The sequence below is a fragment of the Paenarthrobacter sp. PAE-2 genome (assembly GCF_026013155.1).
Classification (GTDB): domain Bacteria; phylum Actinomycetota; class Actinomycetes; order Actinomycetales; family Micrococcaceae; genus Arthrobacter; species Arthrobacter ureafaciens.
Genome location: NZ_JAPDNV010000009.1, coordinates 1 through 17,449 on the forward strand (window position 1 = coordinate 1; position 17,449 = coordinate 17,449).

Genomic DNA, 17,449 nt, shown 5'->3' on the forward strand with positions numbered 1-17,449 from the left:
CTTCGAATCATGCGGTGATCGCAACACCTGATTATTGAAGGGTGTCGATTGCCGTGGTGAAGTTCTCGAGTCGTTTGGTTGCTGGGGTTGTTCAGTCGTTCTGGCAGCAGGTAGCGGACGGTTCCCGTTTTGAAGAAGCGGGAGAGTCTGTCGGATGGTCCGTTACGACCGTTCGGCGTGAGCTGAGATCCTCGGGAGGGGTCCGGCCCCGCAGGGGTCGGACCCTTACCGGGCGTTCGCTGTCCTTTGATGAACGCGAACAAATCGCTTTGCTCAGGGGTAAGGAATCCGTCCGCGAGATCGCCAGGCGGTTGGGCAGGGCGCCCTCGACGATCTCTCGGGAATTGCGTCGGAACGCCGATGAGGTCTACTACTACCGGGCCACCACTGCCCATGCCCGGGCACATGCGAGGGCGGCCCGGCCCAAGACCGCTAAGCTCAAAAGCAACGAAGCGTTGCGCAAGGAAGTCGAAAAGCGACTGGGTAAGAAAGACTCACCGGTCCAGATCGCCGGCCGGCTCCGCAAGAACCACCCGAACAACCCGGAGATGTGGGTGTCACACGAGACCATCTACCAGTCCCTTTATCTTGAGTCCCGGGGCGGGCTGAAGCGGGAATTGGTGAAGAACCTGCGCACCGGCCGGACTTTGCGCAAACCCCAGCGCCGCCCTGACGAACGCCGTGGCAGGATCCAGGGAATGGTCATGATCGCTGACCGCCCCGCTGAAGTCGAGGACCGTGCGGTACCAGGGCATTGGGAAGGTGACCTCATCGTCGGTAAGGATGGCAAAACGGCCATCGGCACCGTTGTGGAACGCACCACCGGGTTCCTGATGCTCGTCCATGTACCTGCAGATCAGAACCGCGCCGAGGCCGTCCGGGACGGGCTGATCAGCAAAATGGGCGCCCTACCCGACGAGCTGAGGCGCTCACTGACCTGGGACCAAGGGATCGAAATGAGCAGGCACAAGGAAGTGAAGATCGCAGCCGATATCGACATTTACTTCTGCGATCCCCACTCACCCTGGCAACGCGGCTCGAACGAGAACATCAACGGGCTCCTGCGCCAATACTTTCCCAAAGGCACAGACCTAAGCATCTACAGCCAAACAGACCTCGATTACGTCGCCCACGAACTCAACGACAGACCCCGCCAACGATTCGACTTCTGCACCCCAAATGAGATGATCAGAACCTTCCTGTTGCGATAACCGCTAGAAACCGCCGGGTCAAAACGTGCACAATTGCGACCTACTTGGGGTGGTTTACCAGGTTGCGGACACGCCCGACGGCGGCAGCCACCGCTGCGGCTGCCTGCTCCAGTTCGGCAGCGGTGACGGCAGAGGTAAAACTGAAGCGCACGGCAGTTTGTGCCGTTTCAGGGCTGATGCCCAGTGCCAGCAACACCGGTGACGGAGCGTCGGAACCAGCCGCGCAGGCCGAGCCGCTGGAGCACACCACCCCGAGCCGGTCAAGCTCCAGGAGCACGGACTCCCCGCTGGTTCCCGGGAAGCAGAACGACGCAACCGAGGGCAGGCGCCGGGACGGATGGCCGGTGAGGACGGCTCCGGGCACTGCTTCCCGTACCGCGGCGATGAAGTTGTCGCGCAGGGCAGCCACGTCCGCAGATGCGGCAGCGGCTTCGGCGTGGCTCAGGTTCAGTGCCGTCGCGACCGCAACGGCACCGGCAACGTTCTCGGTCCCCGAACGCCGGCCCCGTTCCTGCCCTCCCCCGTGGATCAACGGTTCCAGGCGCAAGCGCCCCTTGGTGAAAAGGACGCCCGACCCCTTGGGCGCACCGAGCTTATGTCCGGACAGGCTGAGGGCATCCACACCGAGGGCTTTCACATCGAGGGGCAACCAGCCCGCGGCCTGGACGGCGTCCGTGTGGAACGGGATATGTAACGCGCGAGCCGCCCGGGCAAGGTCCGCCACGGGTTGGACAGTGCCCACCTCGTTGTTGGCGTACATGATGCTGACCAAAGCCGTCTCCCGGCGGAGGACCGCTCCGAGGGCTTCCACGGTCACCAGCCCGTCGCCGTCCACCGGGACCACGTCAACGGTGAAACCGTGGACGCGTTCCAAGTAGCGCGCCGATTCCTCCACTGCCGGATGTTCGACGGCGCTGATGACCACGCGGTTCAGGGACGGGTCTGCTGCCTGCCGTGCCAGAGCGATGCCTTTGACGGCAAGGTTGTCCGCTTCAGTGCCGCCGGACGTGAAGGTGATTTCACCGGCGCGGCAGTCAAGGACCTTCGCAACGGCGGACCTGGCGTCTGCGAGCGCGGAGGCAGCGGCTTCACCCAGGCTGTGGTGGCTGGATGGGTTGCCGAATTCGCCGCTGAGATAGGGCCACATGGCTTCCAACACTTCACGGCGGACCGGAGTGGTGGAGGCTGCGTCCAGGAAGATCATGGCCGGACGGGGTCGGTTCCCGGCGCGATGTCCAGCTCGACATCCAGCCCCAGGTCCAGCGCGGCCACGCTGTGCGTGAGTCCACCGACAGAGATGACGTCAACTCCCGTCGCTGCGATTTCCGCGACGGTGTGGAGGTTGACGTTGCCGCTTGCTTCGACGATCGCCCGTCCGTCCACTTGCTTCACCCCGGCACGAAGTTCCTCGGGAGTGAAGTTGTCCAGCATGATGGTGTCCACACCCGCTGCCAGGACCGGCTCGATCTGGTCTGCCCGGTCCACCTCCACTTCGAAGTGGGTGGTGTGGCCCAGCTGTGCTTTCGCTGCCGATAGCAGTGCGGTGAGCTTCTCCGGATCCCCGCCCGTCATGACGGCGAGGTGGTTGTCCTTGGCCAGGACGGCATCGGAGAGGCTGTAACGGTGGTTCGCTCCCCCGCCGCAGCGGACGGCGTACCGTTCCAGGACACGAAGTCCGGGGGTGGTCTTGCGGGTATCGGTGATCCGCGCCCGGGTTCCCTCCACAAGACGGACGAATTCGGCGGTTTTCGTGGCAATTGCGCTCATGCGCTGGACCAGGTTGAGTCCCACCCGTTCGGCCATCAGGACCGAACGGGCGCTGCCGCTGACCCGCGCCAGGTGGGTGCCGGCGTCGAACGTCTCACCGTCCCCGAGCAGGAGCTGAATGTCAGTGTCCGGGTCGATGAGTTTCATCGCGTCGCGGAAGACGGTTCCACCGCTCAAGACTCCGGGGACACGGGCGTTGAGGACTGCGGTTGCGCGGGCGTCCGCGGGGATCAACAGCTGTGAGGTGATGTCTCCGTTGGGCGCGTCCTCGGCGAAGGCACGCTCCAGGATGTCCCGGACGGCCGCCGCGGGGAGGGTGAGGTTAGTCATGGACGAGGCTCGCTTTCGGGCTCATGGAGTGTGGCTTGTCAGGATCGTCGACGACGGCCGCTGCGGCCGCTGTGTCGCTTCGGTAGTGCGCGCCCAAGGATCGCCGCCGTGCCCGCGCCGCCCGCACCAGCAGTTGGGCGGCCAACAGGAGGTTGGCATCCTCGTGCGCGCGGACATCGGTCGAAGCGGCACCGGCTGTGGGAAGCAGGCCGTCGGCCCAGGCATCCAGGGCGGCCTCCGCCTCGGCCAGCAGGACCCCACTGCGAAGAACCCCGGCCTTGGCCGTCATGAGCCGCTGCAGGGCGCCCCGGGAAAACGGCCCGGTCCCCGCATATTCCGACGGCGGCCGAGCCCCGCCAGCGGCCGAGCCAGCACGCAGAGGAACGGCGCCAACCGTGCCCACAAAAGCCCGAACAGCCCGACGCGCGAACACCAACCCCTCAAGCAAGGAATTGCTGGCCAAACGGTTGGCCCCCTGCACACCGGTACAGGCAACTTCACCGGCGGCGTACAAACCGGGAACAGAGGTCTGCCCGTGCAGGTCCGTCACCACGCCGCCCATCCAGTAGTGGGCCGCGGGCGCCACGGGAACGGGTTCCCTGGTCCAATCGAAGCCCGCTTCACGGGTGCGTTGGGAGATGGTGGGGAAGCGCTGCTCGAGGAAGCCGCTGCCGCGTTTCGCCTCGATGACTGTGGCGTCAAGGAACACGTGCCCGTTGGGGTCCCCCAGGGCGGCAAGGTGCAGGGCGATGCTGCGGGAGACAACGTCACGGGGAGCAAGTTCGGCGTCGGGGTGGTAGTCGGGCATGAACCGCTGACCGAAGGCGTCCAGCAGGGGCGCCCCCTCGCCCCGCACGGCTTCCGAGATCAGCAACGGCTCCGTCCCACCCGGTGCTCCGGCTGGACGGACCAGGCAGGTGGGGTGGAACTGGAAGAATTCCAGGTCGGACACGGCTGCTCCGGCCCGCCACGCCAACGCAAGTCCGTCGGCAGTAGCCACGGACGGATTCGTGGTCTGGGCGAACATTTGCCCGGCTCCCCCGGTAGCAAGCAGGACGGCATCGGCTTGGACAGTGAACGGCTGACCGTCCTGCACGTAAGCCACACCGGAGATCCGGCCATCAGTTTGGAGCAGGGAGGTGGCGTGGGCACGGCTCACTACACGGATCCGCCCGGCAGTCCGGGATTCGAGCACGCTGCCAATCAGCGCAGCCGCCACCCGGGCGCCTGTCGCATCGCCACCGGCATGCAGGATGCGCGGCGCGGAGTGGGCGGCTTCGAGCCCCAAGGCGGGGTCGCCGTCGTCGCCGCAGTCGAAGCGCACGCCGAACCGGACCAAACCGGCAATATCTTCCCGCGCCTCGGTGCACAACACCCGGACCGCTTCGGGGTCGCAGTGCCCGGCACCGGCCTTGAGGGTGTCCTCGATATGGGCTGCCACGGTATCTCCGGGGGCAGGCTCCTCCAGGACGGCTGAGATGCCGCCCTGGGCAAACCAGGTATTGCTTTCCTCCAGCTCGCCTTTGGTCAGCAGCGTCACCTGGGCTCCGGCCTCGGCTCCGAGGAGGGCTGCGTAGAGTCCGGCGATGCCGCTGCCGAGGACGATCAACGTCCGGGCGTCCGCGGGATGCGCGGCGGCGATGGGGTTCGAAGTCATGCGGGTCTCGATTCGGCTAGTCCGGGAATCCGGTGGTCTGCACCTGGTCAGGCCGGCTTGGCTGCCAGCATGCGCTCAAGCGCGATCTTGGCGTTGTCCTGCACAGCGTCGTCCACCGTGATGCGGTTGACGATCCGCCCGGCCACGAGTTCCTCAAGTACCCAGGCGAGGTAGCCGGGGTGGATGCGGTACATGGTGGAGCACGGGCAGATAACGGGGTCGAGGCAGAAAATGGTGTGCTGGGGGTTTTCCGCTGCGAGCCGGTTCACCATGTTGATCTCGGTACCGATCGCGAAGGTGGTGGGTTCGGTCGCGGCAGCGATGGCCTTCTTGATGAAGTCGGTGGAACCTGCCGAATCGGCGGCGTCGACCACTTCCATGGGGCACTCCGGGTGGACGATCACGTTGACGCCCGGAAAGTCCTGGCGCGCCTTCTCGATCTGGGCCACATTGAAGCGCTTGTGCACGGAGCAGAAACCGTGCCAGAGGATCACCCGGGAGTCCAGGAGCGCCTGTGCGTCGTTACCGCCCAGCTCCTTGCGGGGGTTCCACATGGGCATCTGTTCCAGCGGCACGCCCAGGGCCTTCGCTGTGTTCCTGCCCAGGTGCTGGTCCGGGAAGAACAGGACACGCTGGCCCCGCTCGAAGGCCCACTCCAGCACGATTTTGGCGTTGGAGGACGTGCAGACGATGCCCCCGTTGCGGCCGCAGAAGGCTTTAAGCGCAGCCGAGGAATTCATGTAGGTCACAGGGATGACCGGGACCCGGCCGTGTTCGTCGGTGTCGGTGCCGAAGATTTCCTCCAGCTGTTCCCAGCATTCCTCCACGGAATCTTCGTCCGCCATGTCCGCCATTGAGCAACCGGCGGCGAGATTGGGCAGGATGACGGCCTGTTCAGGCGTGGAGAGGATGTCCGCGGTCTCGGCCATGAAGTGGACGCCACAGAAGATGATGGCTTCTGCATCCGGCTTGGTGAGTGCCGCGTTGGCCAGCTGGAAGGAGTCGCCCACGAAGTCGGCGTACTGAACCACTTCGTCGCGCTGGTAGAAGTGGCCCAGGATCACTGCCCTGTCCCCCAGCGCTTCCTTGGCGGCACGGATCCGCCGGTCCAGTTCGGCCTCGGAGGCCAGCTTGTACTCTTCGGGCAGCTGTCCCTGGCGCGGGGTTGCCAAGGGGGCGACGTCGGCACTGGAGGCGCCCGGGCCGTAGGCGGGGACACCGGCCAGGGATTCGGCGAGGTCGTACTCCCAGGGACCCTTCGCCAACGCCGGGCTGCAAGTGGCTCCTGCGCCCGATGAGCCCTTTTCGGCTTCCTCGCGCGTGATCAGCTGGACGGCAGTGTTGACGCTGCTCATGGTGTACTCCTGTTATCTGGCCCAAGGCCGGGCGTTCCGGTGAAGCGGTAGAGGCGGGGTGGGCGGTGTTTCCCGCCCTGCAGGTATTCACCGGTCTCTTCAATGTCCGGTGTGCTTTTGATTTGCCGGCGGAAGTTGGCCGGATCAAGTTGGCGGTCCAGGACGGCCTCGTAGACCTCGCGGACTTGTGCAAGCGTGAAGAACTCGCCCAGAAGGTGGTAGGCGATGGAGCCGTAGGCCATTTTGTTGCGAAGGCGCCACAGGGCGTAGTCCACGATCGCGTTGTGGTCGAAGGCCAGTTCCCCGAGCCTGTCCGCCCGGAACCACCGCACGTTTTCCGATTCGTCGGCGAGCGCAGCTTCGGTCGGGCGGACCAGCGCCCAGTAGACGATTGAGACGACGCGTTGGCTCGGAGACCGGTGCAGCCCCCCGAACGCGTACAACTGTTCCAGGTATTGCGGGACCAGACCTGTGGTCTCGCGCAGGTTCCGCGAGGCTGCATCCTGGAGGGATTCGTCGTGGGCGAGGGGTCCGCCGGGGAGCGCCCACTGGCCTTTGTACGGTTCGCGGATCCGGCGCACCAGGGGCAGCCAGAGGGTGGGCCGCCCGGACTTTTCGCTGGGCCGCAGCGCAAAAATCACCGTTGAAATAGCCAACGACGGCGGTGCGAGGCGCCGTTCGGCGACGTTCGCGGAGTTGACGTTCACGGCGTTCACCTCGCTTCATCGCCGTACGGAGCCGGGCTCCCGATTAGTTAAAGTCAGAATGACTAGAACTAATGGTACGACTCGCCGGCCCAGGCTCAAAATGCCTTGCGTCACATAGCTTTCGCCGCAGCCTCCATCAGCGGCAGGGTCCGGCCTTGGATGTGGCTGTTCAGCACGATGACCGAGGAGCAGCGGACCACCGACTTGGTGGCGATCATGGCATCGAGCACCCGCTGCATGTCCGGGTTGGAACGGGCCGCTATGCGCACCATGAGGTCCGAGTTTCCGGTCACGGTATGGACCTCGATGATCTCCGGAATGGCACTGAGGCTCTCGATGATCGCGTCATGGCCGATTTCCTGGGTGATGGTCACTGAACAAAAGGCCACCACGGGGAAGCCGAAGTTGGCCGGATCGGGCTGCGGCACCCAGGAACCAATGACGCCGTTCTCGATCATCCGGTCGATCCGGGACTGTACGGTGGCCCTCGCCACCTTCAGAACCCTTGACGCTTCCAGCACGGAAGATCGCGGCGAGTCAGTGAAGAAACGTACAATTTTTGCATCAAGATCATCGACCAGCATCAAAGTTCCTTTCCCCGGGGAATCATTACCCATCACTTCGCTACGGCAAAAAGTGATGTATCTTACAAACTGCGAGAATTATTCCACGGCTCTTGCCGCGTCGTCGACGCCTGCGTGCCATCCCAAGAGGAAAGCACGCCAAACCTGATGAAACCCATAGAAGGTAGACACGTATGACAATGAAGTCCATGACGGCTCCTGCTCCAACTTCCGGCCTCGGCCATTCACTCAAGCCCCGCCAGCTCACCATGATGGGCCTGGGCAGCGCGATCGGCGCAGGCCTCTTCCTCGGCTCGGGAGCGGGCGTCCAAGCGGCAGGTCCGGCCGTCCTGATCTCCTACCTTGTTGCCGGAACACTGATCATCCTGGTCATGTGGGCCCTGGGCGAGATGGCGGCCGCGAATCCCAACAGCGGCGCGTTCTCGGTGTATGCGGAGAAAGCCCTCGGCAAGACCGCCGGCGGCACCATCGGCTGGCTCTGGTGGCTGCAGCTTGTAGTGGTGATCGCAGCCGAGGCGCTCGGCGCCGCGGGGCTGCTGTTCTCCGTATGGCCGGTGGTGCCGGTCTGGGCCTTGGCCCTGATCTTCATGGTGGTCTTTACCGGCATCAACCTTGTGGGCGTACGCAACTTTGGCGAGTTCGAATTCTGGTTCGCCATCCTCAAGGTGGCCGCGATCGTGATCTTCCTGCTCATTGGCGCAGCACTCCTGCTCGGTTTGCTCCCAAGCGCCCCCTCCCCCGGACTGTCAGCATTCGGTGACTTCGCTCCGAACGGCATCGGCGGCATTGCGGCGGCATTGTTCGTGGTGATCTTCGCTTTTGGCGGCACGGAAATCGTCAGTGTGGCTGCAGCAGAAACCGAAGATCCGGCCCACAGCGTAGGCAAGGCCATCCGCACGGTGGTCTGGCGGATCCTGGTGTTCTACATCGGCTCCGTGTTCGTCATCGCCGCCATCCTGCCCGTTGGCTCCGAGGGCCTGAAGTCCCCGTTCGCCGGCGTACTGGACCTGGCCGGCATTCCCGGGGCAGGTGCAGCCATCACCCTGGTGGCAGTCGTCGCGCTGCTCTCAGCATTGAACGCCAACCTCTACGGCGCGTCCCGGATGGTGTTCTCACTGTCCAGGCGAGGCGAGGCTCCGCGCTTCCTGTCCCGGCTTAGCCCGGCCAAGGTGCCGGTGGCCGCCGTCGGAGTTTCCGTCGCTTTCGGCTTCATTGCCACCGTCCTGGAGTTGCTCTTCCCCGACCTGGTCCTGCCCGCGTTGCTGAACCTGGTTGGTTCCACCTGCCTGGTGGTCTGGGGCATTGCCCTCGTCTCGCAACTGATCCTGCGCCGCAGGGCGGACCGTGAGGGAACTGAGCTGCCTTTGCGCATGAAGGGCTTCCCGGTCCTGACCATCGTGGGCCTGGTACTCCTGGGCATCATCTTCGCCGTCGGCTTTGCCAACCCGGAGAGCGCGGGCCAGCTCTTCGGCACTGCCGCGCTGATCCTGGTCATTGCGCTGGGCTGTTACCTCAATGCCCGCTCCAAGGCGGGAAAAGCCCGGGCCAAAGAAACTGACGGCGCCGTGTAACCCGACCGGCGGTGTAGCCGACAGGGCCGTGTAGCTGCTTGCTCAGCACATCAGGGAGGCTCCTTGCAGTTTGTATTGCAAGGAGCCTCTTTTTCTTGCCAATTTGTACAAAGTGTTTGGCTGGGACGTTGCTGATTGCGCATGGGCAGCGCTGGTGATTAGTGTCACAGCCATGACATCCATTTCGGTTCTCCCCGCCGACGCTGACGCAGGCCCAACCACGCCTGAGCAGCTGCGCGAGCTGTACACACTCATGGCCGCCGTCCGCCACCTTGATACCGCCGCCATAGCCTGGCAGAGGCAAGGCATCATCCCTGGCTATGCCCCTCAGCTCGGCCAGGAAGCAGCACAGGTCGGCAGCGCCTACGCCGTTGACCGCAGCCGGGACTTCGTCTTCCCCACGTACCGCGAAATAGGAGTGGCCCGCACCATGGGCCTGGACATGGTGGACTACATGGCCACCCATAAGGCCACGTGGCACGGCGGAATGTACAACCCCATGGAATCGCGGTTCGCCCCCATCCAGGCCGTGGTGGCCGGCTCCGTGCTGCACGCGGTCGGCTGGGCGCATGGGCAAACCCTGTCCGGCGAGAGCGGCGTAGCGCTTACCTACTTCGGGGATGGCGCATCGTCGCAAGGTGATGTCCATGAAGCCATGAATTTCGCCGCCGTCATGAAAGCGCCGGTGGTGTTCTTCGTGCAGAACAACGGCTGGGCCATCTCCGTTCCCACGGAGCGGCAGGTAGCCGGAGGTTCAGTAGCTGCGCGGGCCGCCGGCTACGGCATGGCGTCCCGCCAGGTGGACGGCAACGACGTCGAGGCCGTGTTGCATGCCACGCAGTGGGCACTTGCCCACTGCCGCGCAGGAAACGGCCCGGTCCTCATCGAAGCCATGACCTACCGCCGCGGACCGCATTCCACGGCCGACGATCCCGGCCGCTACCGCACCCTGGACGAGGAACGCACCGACGCCGGGGAGGATCCCCTGGTCCGGTTCCGCATGCGCCTGCTGGCTGACGGCACGGCCGATGAACCCTTCTTTACCGAGGCGCAGCGTAACGCTGAACGGGAAGGGGAAACCATCCGGGCCGGCATCGAAGCGTTGGGGCCGCGTCCCGGTGCGGAGATGTTCAGCTACGTGTTCCAGGAGCCCACCCCCGCCCTTCAATCCCAAGCTGCCGCCTGGCGCAAGGAGTCCGACCATGTCTGAGACGCTGATGGAAACAAGCCCCGAAACGGCAACCACCGTGGAGCACCTGTCCATGCAGCAAGCCCTCAACCGGGCATTGGACCGTATCCTGGCGGAAAACCCCAAAGCCGTTGTCTTCGGCGAAGACTGCGGCCGGCTGGGCGGAGTATTCCGGGTCACCGACGGGCTGCAAGCCCGTCATGGCGAAGACCGCGTCTTCGATACCCCGCTGGCCGAGTCCGGCATCCTCGGCATGTCCGTGGGGTTGGCAATGGCCGGTTTCCACCCGATTCCCGAGGTCCAGTTCGACGGTTTCGCCTACCCCGCCATCAACCAGATCGTCTGCCAGATCGGCCGGATGAACTACCGCAGCCGCGGAACGCTGCCCATGCCGATCACCCTGCGGGTTCCCAGCTTCGGCGGGATCCGGGCTCCCGAGCATCACGGGGAAAGCCTTGAGGCCCTGTTCGCCCACGTGCCCGGGCTCAAAGTGGTGTCCCCCTCCACGCCCCACGAGGCCTACCACCTCCTCACATACGCGGCCTCCCGTCCGGACCCGGTCATCTTCATGGAGCCGAAGGCGCGCTACTGGCAAAAAGGCCCGGTGGACGTCACCACCGCGGTCCCGGCACAAGGAACTGACGACGACGGCGGCAGCCTCACCGGAGCGCGGGTGGCCCGCGAAGGCAGGCACCTGACCCTCGCCGCGTGGGGCGCCATGGTTGCCCGGTGCCTGCAGGTAGCCGAGCTCGCCGCCGAAGACGGGATCGACGTCGAAGTCCTGGACCTGCGGTGGCTCAAGCCCATCGACGCCGGGGCGTTGGCGGCCTCGGTTGCCAAGACGCGTCGCGCCGTCGTCGTCCATGAAGCGCCGCTGACCTCAGGCCTGGGCGCCGAAGTCGCGCAACTCATCACGCAGCAGTGCTTCGACACGTTGAAAGCGCCCGTGGAACGCGTCACCGGCTTTGACGTGCCCTACCCCTCCGGAGACCTGGAGGACGAATACATTCCCAACATTGATCGCATCCTCTATGGGATCCAACGAGTACTGGAGTACCGCCGTGGCTGAAATTTCCTTCCCCCTCCCCGATCTGGGCGAAGGCCTCATCGAGGCAACCGTGCTGGAGTGGCTGGTGGAACCGGGGCAGCAAGTGGAACGGAACCAGCCCTTGGTGGAGCTCGAAACGACGAAGTCTTCCCTCGAATTGCCCAGCCCGCAGGCGGGTAGAGTGGTGCGTATTCACGGCGAGCCGGGCGGGACCATCAACGTCGGCGAACCGCTGATCGTGTTCGAGGTACCGGATGAAACCGCCGGGATCGTGGGCACTGTTCCAAAAGACGAAGCACCCAAGCGCCGGGTCCGCCTGAGCGCCGTACTCGATGAGGACTGACATGATGACCGGCAGGCACACCGTGGAACAGCAGAGACACACCGTGGAAGGCACCGATCCCGGATTGTTCGTGGAAGTCCATGAGCCTGCCAATGACGCCGGACTGCGTCCGGTCCTCCTGATCCACGGCTTTTCCTCCTCCAGCAAGCTGAACTGGGTGGACAGCGGCTGGATTGCCACGCTGCAGGGCGCCGGCCGCCGGGTCATCACCGTTGACCTCCCCGGCCATGGCCGGAGCCACGCCCCCGAGGACCTTGATTCCTACACGCCCAGCAGGATCCGCGCCGACCTCCTGCAGATGGTCTACGACGCCGGTGCGCGGCCCCTGCAGGACGGCAACCCGGCCTCCGGCCTGGACATCATCGGGTATTCACTGGGTTCGCGGCTGGCCTGGGAGTTCGCCGCCACGCAGCCGGACCTGGTGCACCGCGTAGTGCTCGGCGGACCCAGTGCTGCCGACCCGCTGGCAACCTTCGATCTTGCTGCCGCGCAGCGATACCTTGCCGACGGCACTCCGATCCAGGACGAGTCGACGGCCGGGCTGCTGAAAATGGCGCAACTCATCCCGAGCAACAACCTCTTCGCCATGCTGTCCCTCATCGAGGCCATCAAGGGCGAGCCCTTCGACCCCGCCGAGGCCGCGCCCCACATGCCGCTGCTCCTGGTGGCAGGAGAGAAGGACGAACGCGCGGGCACCATGCCGGCGCTGGCGGAGATCGCGGGCAAACGCGGTGCAATGGTGGAGACCCTGGTTGTTCCCGGGCGCACGCACACGAACGTGGTCACCAGCCGGGCGTTCAAGGAAGCCGCCGTCGAGTTCCTCGCGGTGTAATCGGCTACCCGGATAGGCACGGCTACCTGGACAGGCGCTCCGCGTTGCGGCTCATGCGCTCCAGGACGCTGACGGCCATGGCGTATTCATCCAGGCCGATGCCCATGGAAAGGTCAATGCGGGTCTCTTCCACCAAACGGAGCGCTTGGTGGTAGGTCTCCCTGCCCTTGCCGCTGAGCGTGAGCCGGTCATCGACCATGGTGATCATCCCGTGCCCCACCAAGGCCGCCAGTTCGCGCTCCCGCAGCCGTACATCCCCGCCCCACAAGGGCAGCAGGGCTTCTTCGAGTTCAGCGGGCAGCAGGGGATCTCCCGCAAGCGTGTTAAGCGCCTGCCACTGCCGGCGGCTCAAGCGGACCCTGGCCAGGGTGTGGTCAAACTGCGCTTCCAGTGCTGCATCCAGGCGTTTGACCCAGTACCCGATCGGTTTGCTCACAAGGCAATGCTTGCAGCGGAGGCACCACCGGGCAAGCTTTGAACTGTAGGGTTGGAACCAGCGCCGGAATGAGGAGGAACGGGGTCGGATGGGCATGCGTTTCAAGGACAGGGAGGAAGCCGGGCGACGCCTGGCCGAGGGCCTTCCCCAGTTCAGGGAACGGCCTGACACCATCATCCTTGGACTGGCCCGTGGCGGAGTCCCCTTGGCCGCCGCAGCTGCAGCTGTTCTCTACGTGCCGTTCGGTGCCGTGCTTGTCCGCAAACTGGGCATCCCGGGCCGGGCCGAAACCGCTTTCGGCGCACTCGCGTGGTGCCGGGGCGAGGTAGTCCGGATCCTCAACAAGCCCCTGAGGGAGCTTCTTCTGTCCCGCGGCATCAGTGCGGCTGCCATGGATGACGTGGAGGCTGCGGAAAGGGCCGAACTGCGCAGGCGGGCCATGGAATACCCGGGGGTCGACCACGATCTGCGGGGCAAGACCGTCATCCTGGTGGACGACGGCTGGGCCACCGGCGCAACCATGCGTGCCGCCGTCGAGAGTGTACGGGCCGCAGGCGCCACCACCGTCATCGCCGCCGCTCCAGTGGCCTCGCTTGAGGCCTCAACATCGCTGGGCCGTGTTTGTGATTGGGTCTTCTGCCTGCACATACCGGGCAAGTTCCACGCCGTCGGGGCCTTCTACGAGCACTTCGATCAATTGACGGACGCCGACGTCATGGACCTGCTTAAAGACCCACGGGCTTAAAGACCCACGGGCCCGGGGTTGGACCCCGGACCCGTAAGCCTTCTGCAGTGCGCCGCCGGGCGTGCGCGTGAGTTCTTTAGTGGTGGGTGCTGAAACCGAGCGGACGTCCCTTGGTTTCCTTGGCGAGGATGACGCCCACGGCGGAGATGACGCACAGCACCATAATGTAGATGCCCACGGAACCGGACCACTTGGTCTGGTCCAGCAAGGCCTGCGCAATGGTGGGGGCGAAAGCTCCACCGAGGATGGCGCCCAGTGCGTAGCCGATGGAGATACCGGAGTAGCGCACCTGCGGAGGGAACATCTCGGCGTACATGGCCGACATCGGGCCGTAGGACAGGCCAAGGCCGATGGTCAGGACGAACAGGGCCACGCCGTAGAGAATGATGTCCTTGGAATCGATGAGCGCGAACAGCGGGATCATCCATACGAAGACCAGGGCATAGCCAAACAGGAATGTCTTCACGCGGCCGATCTTGTCCGAAAGCCATCCGCCGACCATGGTGAAAATCAGCCAGCCAAAGGACGCGACGGTGGTTGCGAGCAGGATCTGCGGCGCAGGCATCTTCAGTGCCTTGGTTGCGTAAGAGATGAAGAAGGCGATCAGCAGGTAGCCTGCAGCGTTGTTGGCAATGAAGATCAGTGCGGCGAAGACAACTTCCTTGGTGTTGTGGCGGAACAGCTCACCAAGGGGAGCCTTGCTTTCGGCCTTGCGCTGGGCGATTTCCTTGAAGACGGGGCTTTCGCCGACAGCCCGACGGATCAGGTAGCCCACAACGATCAGGACGACGGAGAGCAGGAAAGGTACACGCCAGCCCCACGCCGCGAAGTCTTGCTTGGACATTCCCGACTGCAGGAAGAACAGCAGGCCGGTTGCCAGGATCATGCCGATCGGCACACCGATCTGCGGGTAGGCGCCAAAGAGGCCGCGCTTGTTGATGGGAGCGTGCTCAACAGCCATCAACGCCGCACCGCCCCATTCGCCACCGGCCGAGAAGCCCTGCACCACGCGGAGGGTGATCAGGAGGATCGGAGCCCACAATCCGATGGTTTCGTAGGTCGGCAGGAGACCGATCAGGGCCGTAGCGGCTCCCATCATCACCAAGGTCATCACCAGGACTGCCTTACGGCCAACGCGGTCGCCCAGGTGGCCGGCAATGGTGGCTCCCAAGGGGCGGAACAGGAAGCTGATGCCAATGGTGGCGAAGGAGAGGATCTGCGCAACGCCGGGGTTTGACTGTTCGAGCGGCGTCAGGAACAACGGCGACAACAGCGTCGCCGTCAGCTGGGCGAAGATGAAGAAGTCGTACCACTCGATGGTGGTGCCCACCAGGGTTCCCGCCAGTACCCGGCGCTCTTCGCGCTTGCTGCTGGGCCCGGACAGGGAATCGACAGAGGAAGTTGCGGTCATTGAAACTCCAAAGGTGCGGGTGTCTGTTCGGCGCGGCATCCTTTACCGACAGAACGGTCAGTTAGGAAAGCGTACTACACGCTGTGATCAAAAGCACAGCCCCCCCGTGGACATAGGATTGGAGCCATGAATTCCAGCAGCGGTGTCAAAGGCCCTTTGGAGGCACCCACCCAGGCCCCGCCGTCGCAAACTCTGTCCCGGGGCATCCGCGCACTGGAGATTCTGGCGGCTGCCGATCGCCCCCTGAGCATTGCCGAACTGGCCGAGGCGCTGGGCGTGCACCGCTCCATCGCCTACCGGATCCTTAGGACCCTGGAAGACCATTCGCTGGTGGTCCGTGACGAATCGGGCAGGGTCCAACCGGGCGCGGGACTGGCCGTCCTGGCGCGGGGAGTCTCCCGGAACCTGCAGGGTGCCGCCTTGCCTGAACTCACTCAACTGGCCAACACCCTGCACATGACGGCCTTCATCGCCGTATGGGACCACCAGGAATGCGTCACCCTCCTGACGGTGGAACCACGGCACTCAGGACCCGCGGTAGCCCAGCATCCCGGCACCCGGCATCCCATCACTTCGGGAGCACCCGGGATAGCCATCCAGTCCGCCATGACGGAGGAACGCTGGCAGCAACTGGGCCCGGGGGTCCCCTACCGTCCTGAAGCGCTGGAAGCCAGGCGACTGGGTTACGCCGCAAGCCATGACGAAGTCATCGCCGGAGTGTCGTCCCTTGCTGCACCCATCCACATCCCCGGGGGCAGGCCCGCAGCCATCGCCGTGGTTTACATCCGGATGGACCAGGACGCAGACCAGGTAGGCCAGGCGCTGGCAGCAAGCGCCGCACGGATCGAAAGCCAGCTGGCCTGAGACCTTCCCCGATGTGGCCTGCTAGCCCTGCTGCCGTCCGCGCATGACGAGCCACGTCACCAGTCCGAGAACGAGCAGGCCGGCGGCTGCCCCCATCGCCACGGTGAAGGCAGCTGCCGCCCCTTGGGTTTGAGCCAGCTGGCCGGCGAGGTACGCGCCCAAGGCCGTACCGGCAACGATCCCGCTGGCCAAGGCCGTCATGACAGTAGCCATGCGTCCTGCGGGAGCCACCACGCCTCCGATGCTGAACACTGTCACCATCACCGGTCCCACCGGAATGCCCAGGATCAGAAGGACAGCCACCATGGGCCAAATGCCGGCCGGAACCACCAGCAACAGCGACAACGCCGACATGGCAAAGGCTGCCACCACCCAGCGGGCCGCCAGACCAAACCTCTGCGGCCAGAAAGCAACGGACAACGCCGCCACCGCGGAACTGAGGCCCATCACCGCATACAGCAGACCGGCCAGCTCGGCGGTGGCGTAGTCAGCCGAGAAGGCACTCAGGGCATTTTGGGTGGCGCCGAAGAAGGTCCCCATGCAAACCATCGCCACCACCGGGACGGCCACCACGGCCGCGGCCCAGCGATTCCGGCCTCCGGAGTCTTCGGGACGTACGACGCCGGTTGCAGGCTTCCGCGGCGCAGGGACCACAGCGAGGTGGCTGGGATGGACAGCGAACGCAGGGACCAGGATGCAGGTCAACAGCGCCGCCAACGCCAGCGGAAGCCAGGGAGTGATGAGGCTGGCCAACAGACCCACCAGGGCCGGGCCCAGTACGAACGTGATCTCGTCCGCGGTCCCCTCATAAGACAATGCCGTATCCAGATCGGCCCGGTTGGCCGCTACGCTCCGGCTGCCACCCTGCCCCGCCCGCAGGTTGTGCGTGGTGAGGGCCATCCAGCGAACGCGGGCCATGGGCCCCACTTGCGGTGAGCTGGCTCCTGCGACGAAGGCGGCAACCAGCACGCCCAGGGCGTCAAGGCCCGAAGTGTAAGAGGGGGTCCAATACGCGGCCGCGATCACCGCTGCCACCGCGAGTGCATTCACCACGGCAGCCGTCAGCAGGACGATGCGCTGACCTGCGCGGTCGGCGAGGGACCCCACTACGGGAGCGCCGAGGGCCGATCCGATGCCGACCGCCCCGGCTGCCATGCCGCCGATGGCGTAGGAGTGGCTGACAGCTGTGACCAGGGTCAGGGTGCCTACCGTGAGCATTGCCAACGGGAGGCGGGCAAAGAGGCCGATCGGCAGGAATCCGGCGCCTGCCAGTTCGGGCAAACGGGCGAAACGCCCGGGGAGCCGGGACCGCCGTGGGTTGGGCCGTGGGTTAGATTGGGGCGACGCGACAGGCGTGGGCTGGGAGGCCAAAAAAGTTTCTTTCATTATTCCGGGTTCG

The 17,449-nt window shown here is 65.0% G+C and carries 17 protein-coding genes; 8 read left to right on the forward strand and 9 right to left on the reverse strand.

Features of this window, described 5'->3' with window-relative positions:
- The first annotated feature begins 182 nt into the window (after window positions 1-182).
- On the forward strand, window positions 183-1,211 hold the full coding sequence (locus OCL88_RS07490) for an IS30 family transposase (RefSeq protein ID WP_372512818.1): 1,029 nt from the start codon (window positions 183-185) through the stop codon (window positions 1,209-1,211).
- A gap of 40 nt (window positions 1,212-1,251) precedes the next feature.
- Here the strand turns inward: OCL88_RS07490 and OCL88_RS07495 are convergent, their stop codons facing one another.
- The 6 genes from OCL88_RS07495 to OCL88_RS07520 all read right to left on the reverse strand — a co-directional run bounded on the left by OCL88_RS07495 (window position 1,252) and on the right by OCL88_RS07520 (window position 7,611).
- Complete coding sequence (locus tag OCL88_RS07495) at window positions 1,252-2,415, reverse strand: cysteine desulfurase family protein (RefSeq protein ID WP_264962092.1); 1,164 nt, start codon at window positions 2,413-2,415, stop codon at window positions 1,252-1,254.
- Entirely contained in the window at window positions 2,412-3,308 is an 897-nt protein-coding gene (gene nadC, locus OCL88_RS07500; protein WP_264962093.1) for a carboxylating nicotinate-nucleotide diphosphorylase, read from the reverse strand. Before nadC ends, OCL88_RS07495 begins: the two co-directional genes overlap by 4 nt.
- Window positions 3,301-4,965 (reverse strand): L-aspartate oxidase, encoded by a 1,665-nt coding sequence (gene nadB, locus OCL88_RS07505; RefSeq protein WP_264962094.1) that lies wholly within the window; start codon window positions 4,963-4,965, stop codon window positions 3,301-3,303. The genes nadC and nadB overlap by 8 nt, the downstream gene beginning before the upstream one ends.
- Window positions 4,966-5,012: 47 nt before the next feature.
- Window positions 5,013-6,320 (reverse strand): quinolinate synthase NadA, encoded by a 1,308-nt coding sequence (nadA, locus tag OCL88_RS07510; RefSeq protein ID WP_264962095.1) that lies wholly within the window; start codon window positions 6,318-6,320, stop codon window positions 5,013-5,015.
- Window positions 6,317-7,036: an NUDIX hydrolase gene (locus OCL88_RS07515; protein ID WP_021470944.1), complete on the reverse strand. Its 720-nt coding sequence runs from the start codon at window positions 7,034-7,036 to the stop codon at window positions 6,317-6,319. Before OCL88_RS07515 ends, nadA begins: the two co-directional genes overlap by 4 nt.
- Window positions 7,037-7,137: 101 nt before the next feature.
- Entirely contained in the window at window positions 7,138-7,611 is a 474-nt protein-coding gene (locus OCL88_RS07520) for an Lrp/AsnC family transcriptional regulator (RefSeq protein ID WP_021470945.1), read from the reverse strand.
- 173 nt (window positions 7,612-7,784) lie between these two features.
- Between OCL88_RS07520 and OCL88_RS07525 the strand changes: the two genes are divergently transcribed.
- The 5 genes from OCL88_RS07525 (at window position 7,785) to OCL88_RS07545 (ending at window position 12,594) form a co-directional block, all read left to right on the forward strand.
- Complete coding sequence (locus OCL88_RS07525) at window positions 7,785-9,182, forward strand: amino acid permease (RefSeq protein WP_264962096.1); 1,398 nt, start codon at window positions 7,785-7,787, stop codon at window positions 9,180-9,182.
- Window positions 9,183-9,354: 172 nt separating this feature from the next.
- Window positions 9,355-10,392, forward strand: a complete 1,038-nt coding sequence (locus OCL88_RS07530; RefSeq protein ID WP_264962097.1) for a thiamine pyrophosphate-dependent enzyme — start codon at window positions 9,355-9,357, stop codon at window positions 10,390-10,392.
- Window positions 10,385-11,440 (forward strand): alpha-ketoacid dehydrogenase subunit beta, encoded by a 1,056-nt coding sequence (locus OCL88_RS07535; RefSeq protein WP_264962098.1) that lies wholly within the window; start codon window positions 10,385-10,387, stop codon window positions 11,438-11,440. The genes OCL88_RS07530 and OCL88_RS07535 overlap by 8 nt, the downstream gene beginning before the upstream one ends.
- Window positions 11,433-11,762: a biotin/lipoyl-containing protein gene (locus tag OCL88_RS07540; protein ID WP_062097124.1), complete on the forward strand. Its 330-nt coding sequence runs from the start codon at window positions 11,433-11,435 to the stop codon at window positions 11,760-11,762. The genes OCL88_RS07535 and OCL88_RS07540 overlap by 8 nt, the downstream gene beginning before the upstream one ends.
- A 1-nt stretch (window position 11,763) precedes the next feature.
- On the forward strand, window positions 11,764-12,594 hold the full coding sequence (locus OCL88_RS07545; protein WP_236593325.1) for an alpha/beta fold hydrolase: 831 nt from the start codon (window positions 11,764-11,766) through the stop codon (window positions 12,592-12,594).
- Window positions 12,595-12,616: 22 nt separating this feature from the next.
- On the opposite strand, the gene OCL88_RS07550 is transcribed toward OCL88_RS07545, so the two are convergent.
- Window positions 12,617-13,030, reverse strand: a complete 414-nt coding sequence (locus OCL88_RS07550; protein WP_264962099.1) for a MarR family transcriptional regulator — start codon at window positions 13,028-13,030, stop codon at window positions 12,617-12,619.
- Window positions 13,031-13,118: 88 nt separating this feature from the next.
- Here OCL88_RS07550 and OCL88_RS07555 point away from each other — a divergent pair, with 88 nt between their 5' ends.
- On the forward strand, window positions 13,119-13,775 hold the full coding sequence (locus tag OCL88_RS07555) for a phosphoribosyltransferase (RefSeq protein ID WP_264962100.1): 657 nt from the start codon (window positions 13,119-13,121) through the stop codon (window positions 13,773-13,775).
- A gap of 76 nt (window positions 13,776-13,851) precedes the next feature.
- Here OCL88_RS07555 and OCL88_RS07560 read toward each other — a convergent pair whose 3' ends face one another.
- On the reverse strand, window positions 13,852-15,186 hold the full coding sequence (locus tag OCL88_RS07560) for an MFS transporter (protein ID WP_021470953.1): 1,335 nt from the start codon (window positions 15,184-15,186) through the stop codon (window positions 13,852-13,854).
- Window positions 15,187-15,312: 126 nt separating this feature from the next.
- Between OCL88_RS07560 and OCL88_RS07565 the strand changes: the two genes are divergently transcribed.
- On the forward strand, window positions 15,313-16,050 hold the full coding sequence (locus OCL88_RS07565) for an IclR family transcriptional regulator (RefSeq protein ID WP_264962101.1): 738 nt from the start codon (window positions 15,313-15,315) through the stop codon (window positions 16,048-16,050).
- Between the two features lie 21 nt (window positions 16,051-16,071).
- Here the strand turns inward: OCL88_RS07565 and OCL88_RS07570 are convergent, their stop codons facing one another.
- Complete coding sequence (locus OCL88_RS07570) at window positions 16,072-17,436, reverse strand: MFS transporter (protein WP_264962102.1); 1,365 nt, start codon at window positions 17,434-17,436, stop codon at window positions 16,072-16,074.
- Between the last annotated feature and the right edge of the window lie 13 nt (window positions 17,437-17,449).

What these genes read in the sequence shown, in the direction of transcription:
- nadB (WP_264962094.1), bottom strand. Translation starts at nt 4,965, where the DNA reads ATGACTTCGAACCCCATCGCCGCCGCGCATCCCGCGGACGCCCGGACG.
- OCL88_RS07570 (WP_264962102.1), bottom strand. Translation starts at nt 17,436, where the DNA reads ATGAAAGAAACTTTTTTGGCCTCCCAGCCCACGCCTGTCGCGTCGCCC.
- OCL88_RS07520 (WP_021470945.1), bottom strand. Translation starts at nt 7,611, where the DNA reads ATGCTGGTCGATGATCTTGATGCAAAAATTGTACGTTTCTTCACTGAC.
- nadC (WP_264962093.1), bottom strand. Translation starts at nt 3,308, where the DNA reads ATGACTAACCTCACCCTCCCCGCGGCGGCCGTCCGGGACATCCTGGAG.
- OCL88_RS07530 (WP_264962097.1), top strand. Translation starts at nt 9,355, where the DNA reads ATGACATCCATTTCGGTTCTCCCCGCCGACGCTGACGCAGGCCCAACC.
- OCL88_RS07565 (WP_264962101.1), top strand. Translation starts at nt 15,313, where the DNA reads ATGAATTCCAGCAGCGGTGTCAAAGGCCCTTTGGAGGCACCCACCCAG.
- nadA (WP_264962095.1), bottom strand. Translation starts at nt 6,320, where the DNA reads ATGAGCAGCGTCAACACTGCCGTCCAGCTGATCACGCGCGAGGAAGCC.
- OCL88_RS07495 (WP_264962092.1), bottom strand. Translation starts at nt 2,415, where the DNA reads ATGATCTTCCTGGACGCAGCCTCCACCACTCCGGTCCGCCGTGAAGTG.
- OCL88_RS07525 (WP_264962096.1), top strand. Translation starts at nt 7,785, where the DNA reads ATGACAATGAAGTCCATGACGGCTCCTGCTCCAACTTCCGGCCTCGGC.
- OCL88_RS07555 (WP_264962100.1), top strand. Translation starts at nt 13,119, where the DNA reads ATGGGCATGCGTTTCAAGGACAGGGAGGAAGCCGGGCGACGCCTGGCC.
- OCL88_RS07560 (WP_021470953.1), bottom strand. Translation starts at nt 15,186, where the DNA reads ATGACCGCAACTTCCTCTGTCGATTCCCTGTCCGGGCCCAGCAGCAAG.
- OCL88_RS07535 (WP_264962098.1), top strand. Translation starts at nt 10,385, where the DNA reads ATGTCTGAGACGCTGATGGAAACAAGCCCCGAAACGGCAACCACCGTG.
- OCL88_RS07545 (WP_236593325.1), top strand. Translation starts at nt 11,764, where the DNA reads ATGATGACCGGCAGGCACACCGTGGAACAGCAGAGACACACCGTGGAA.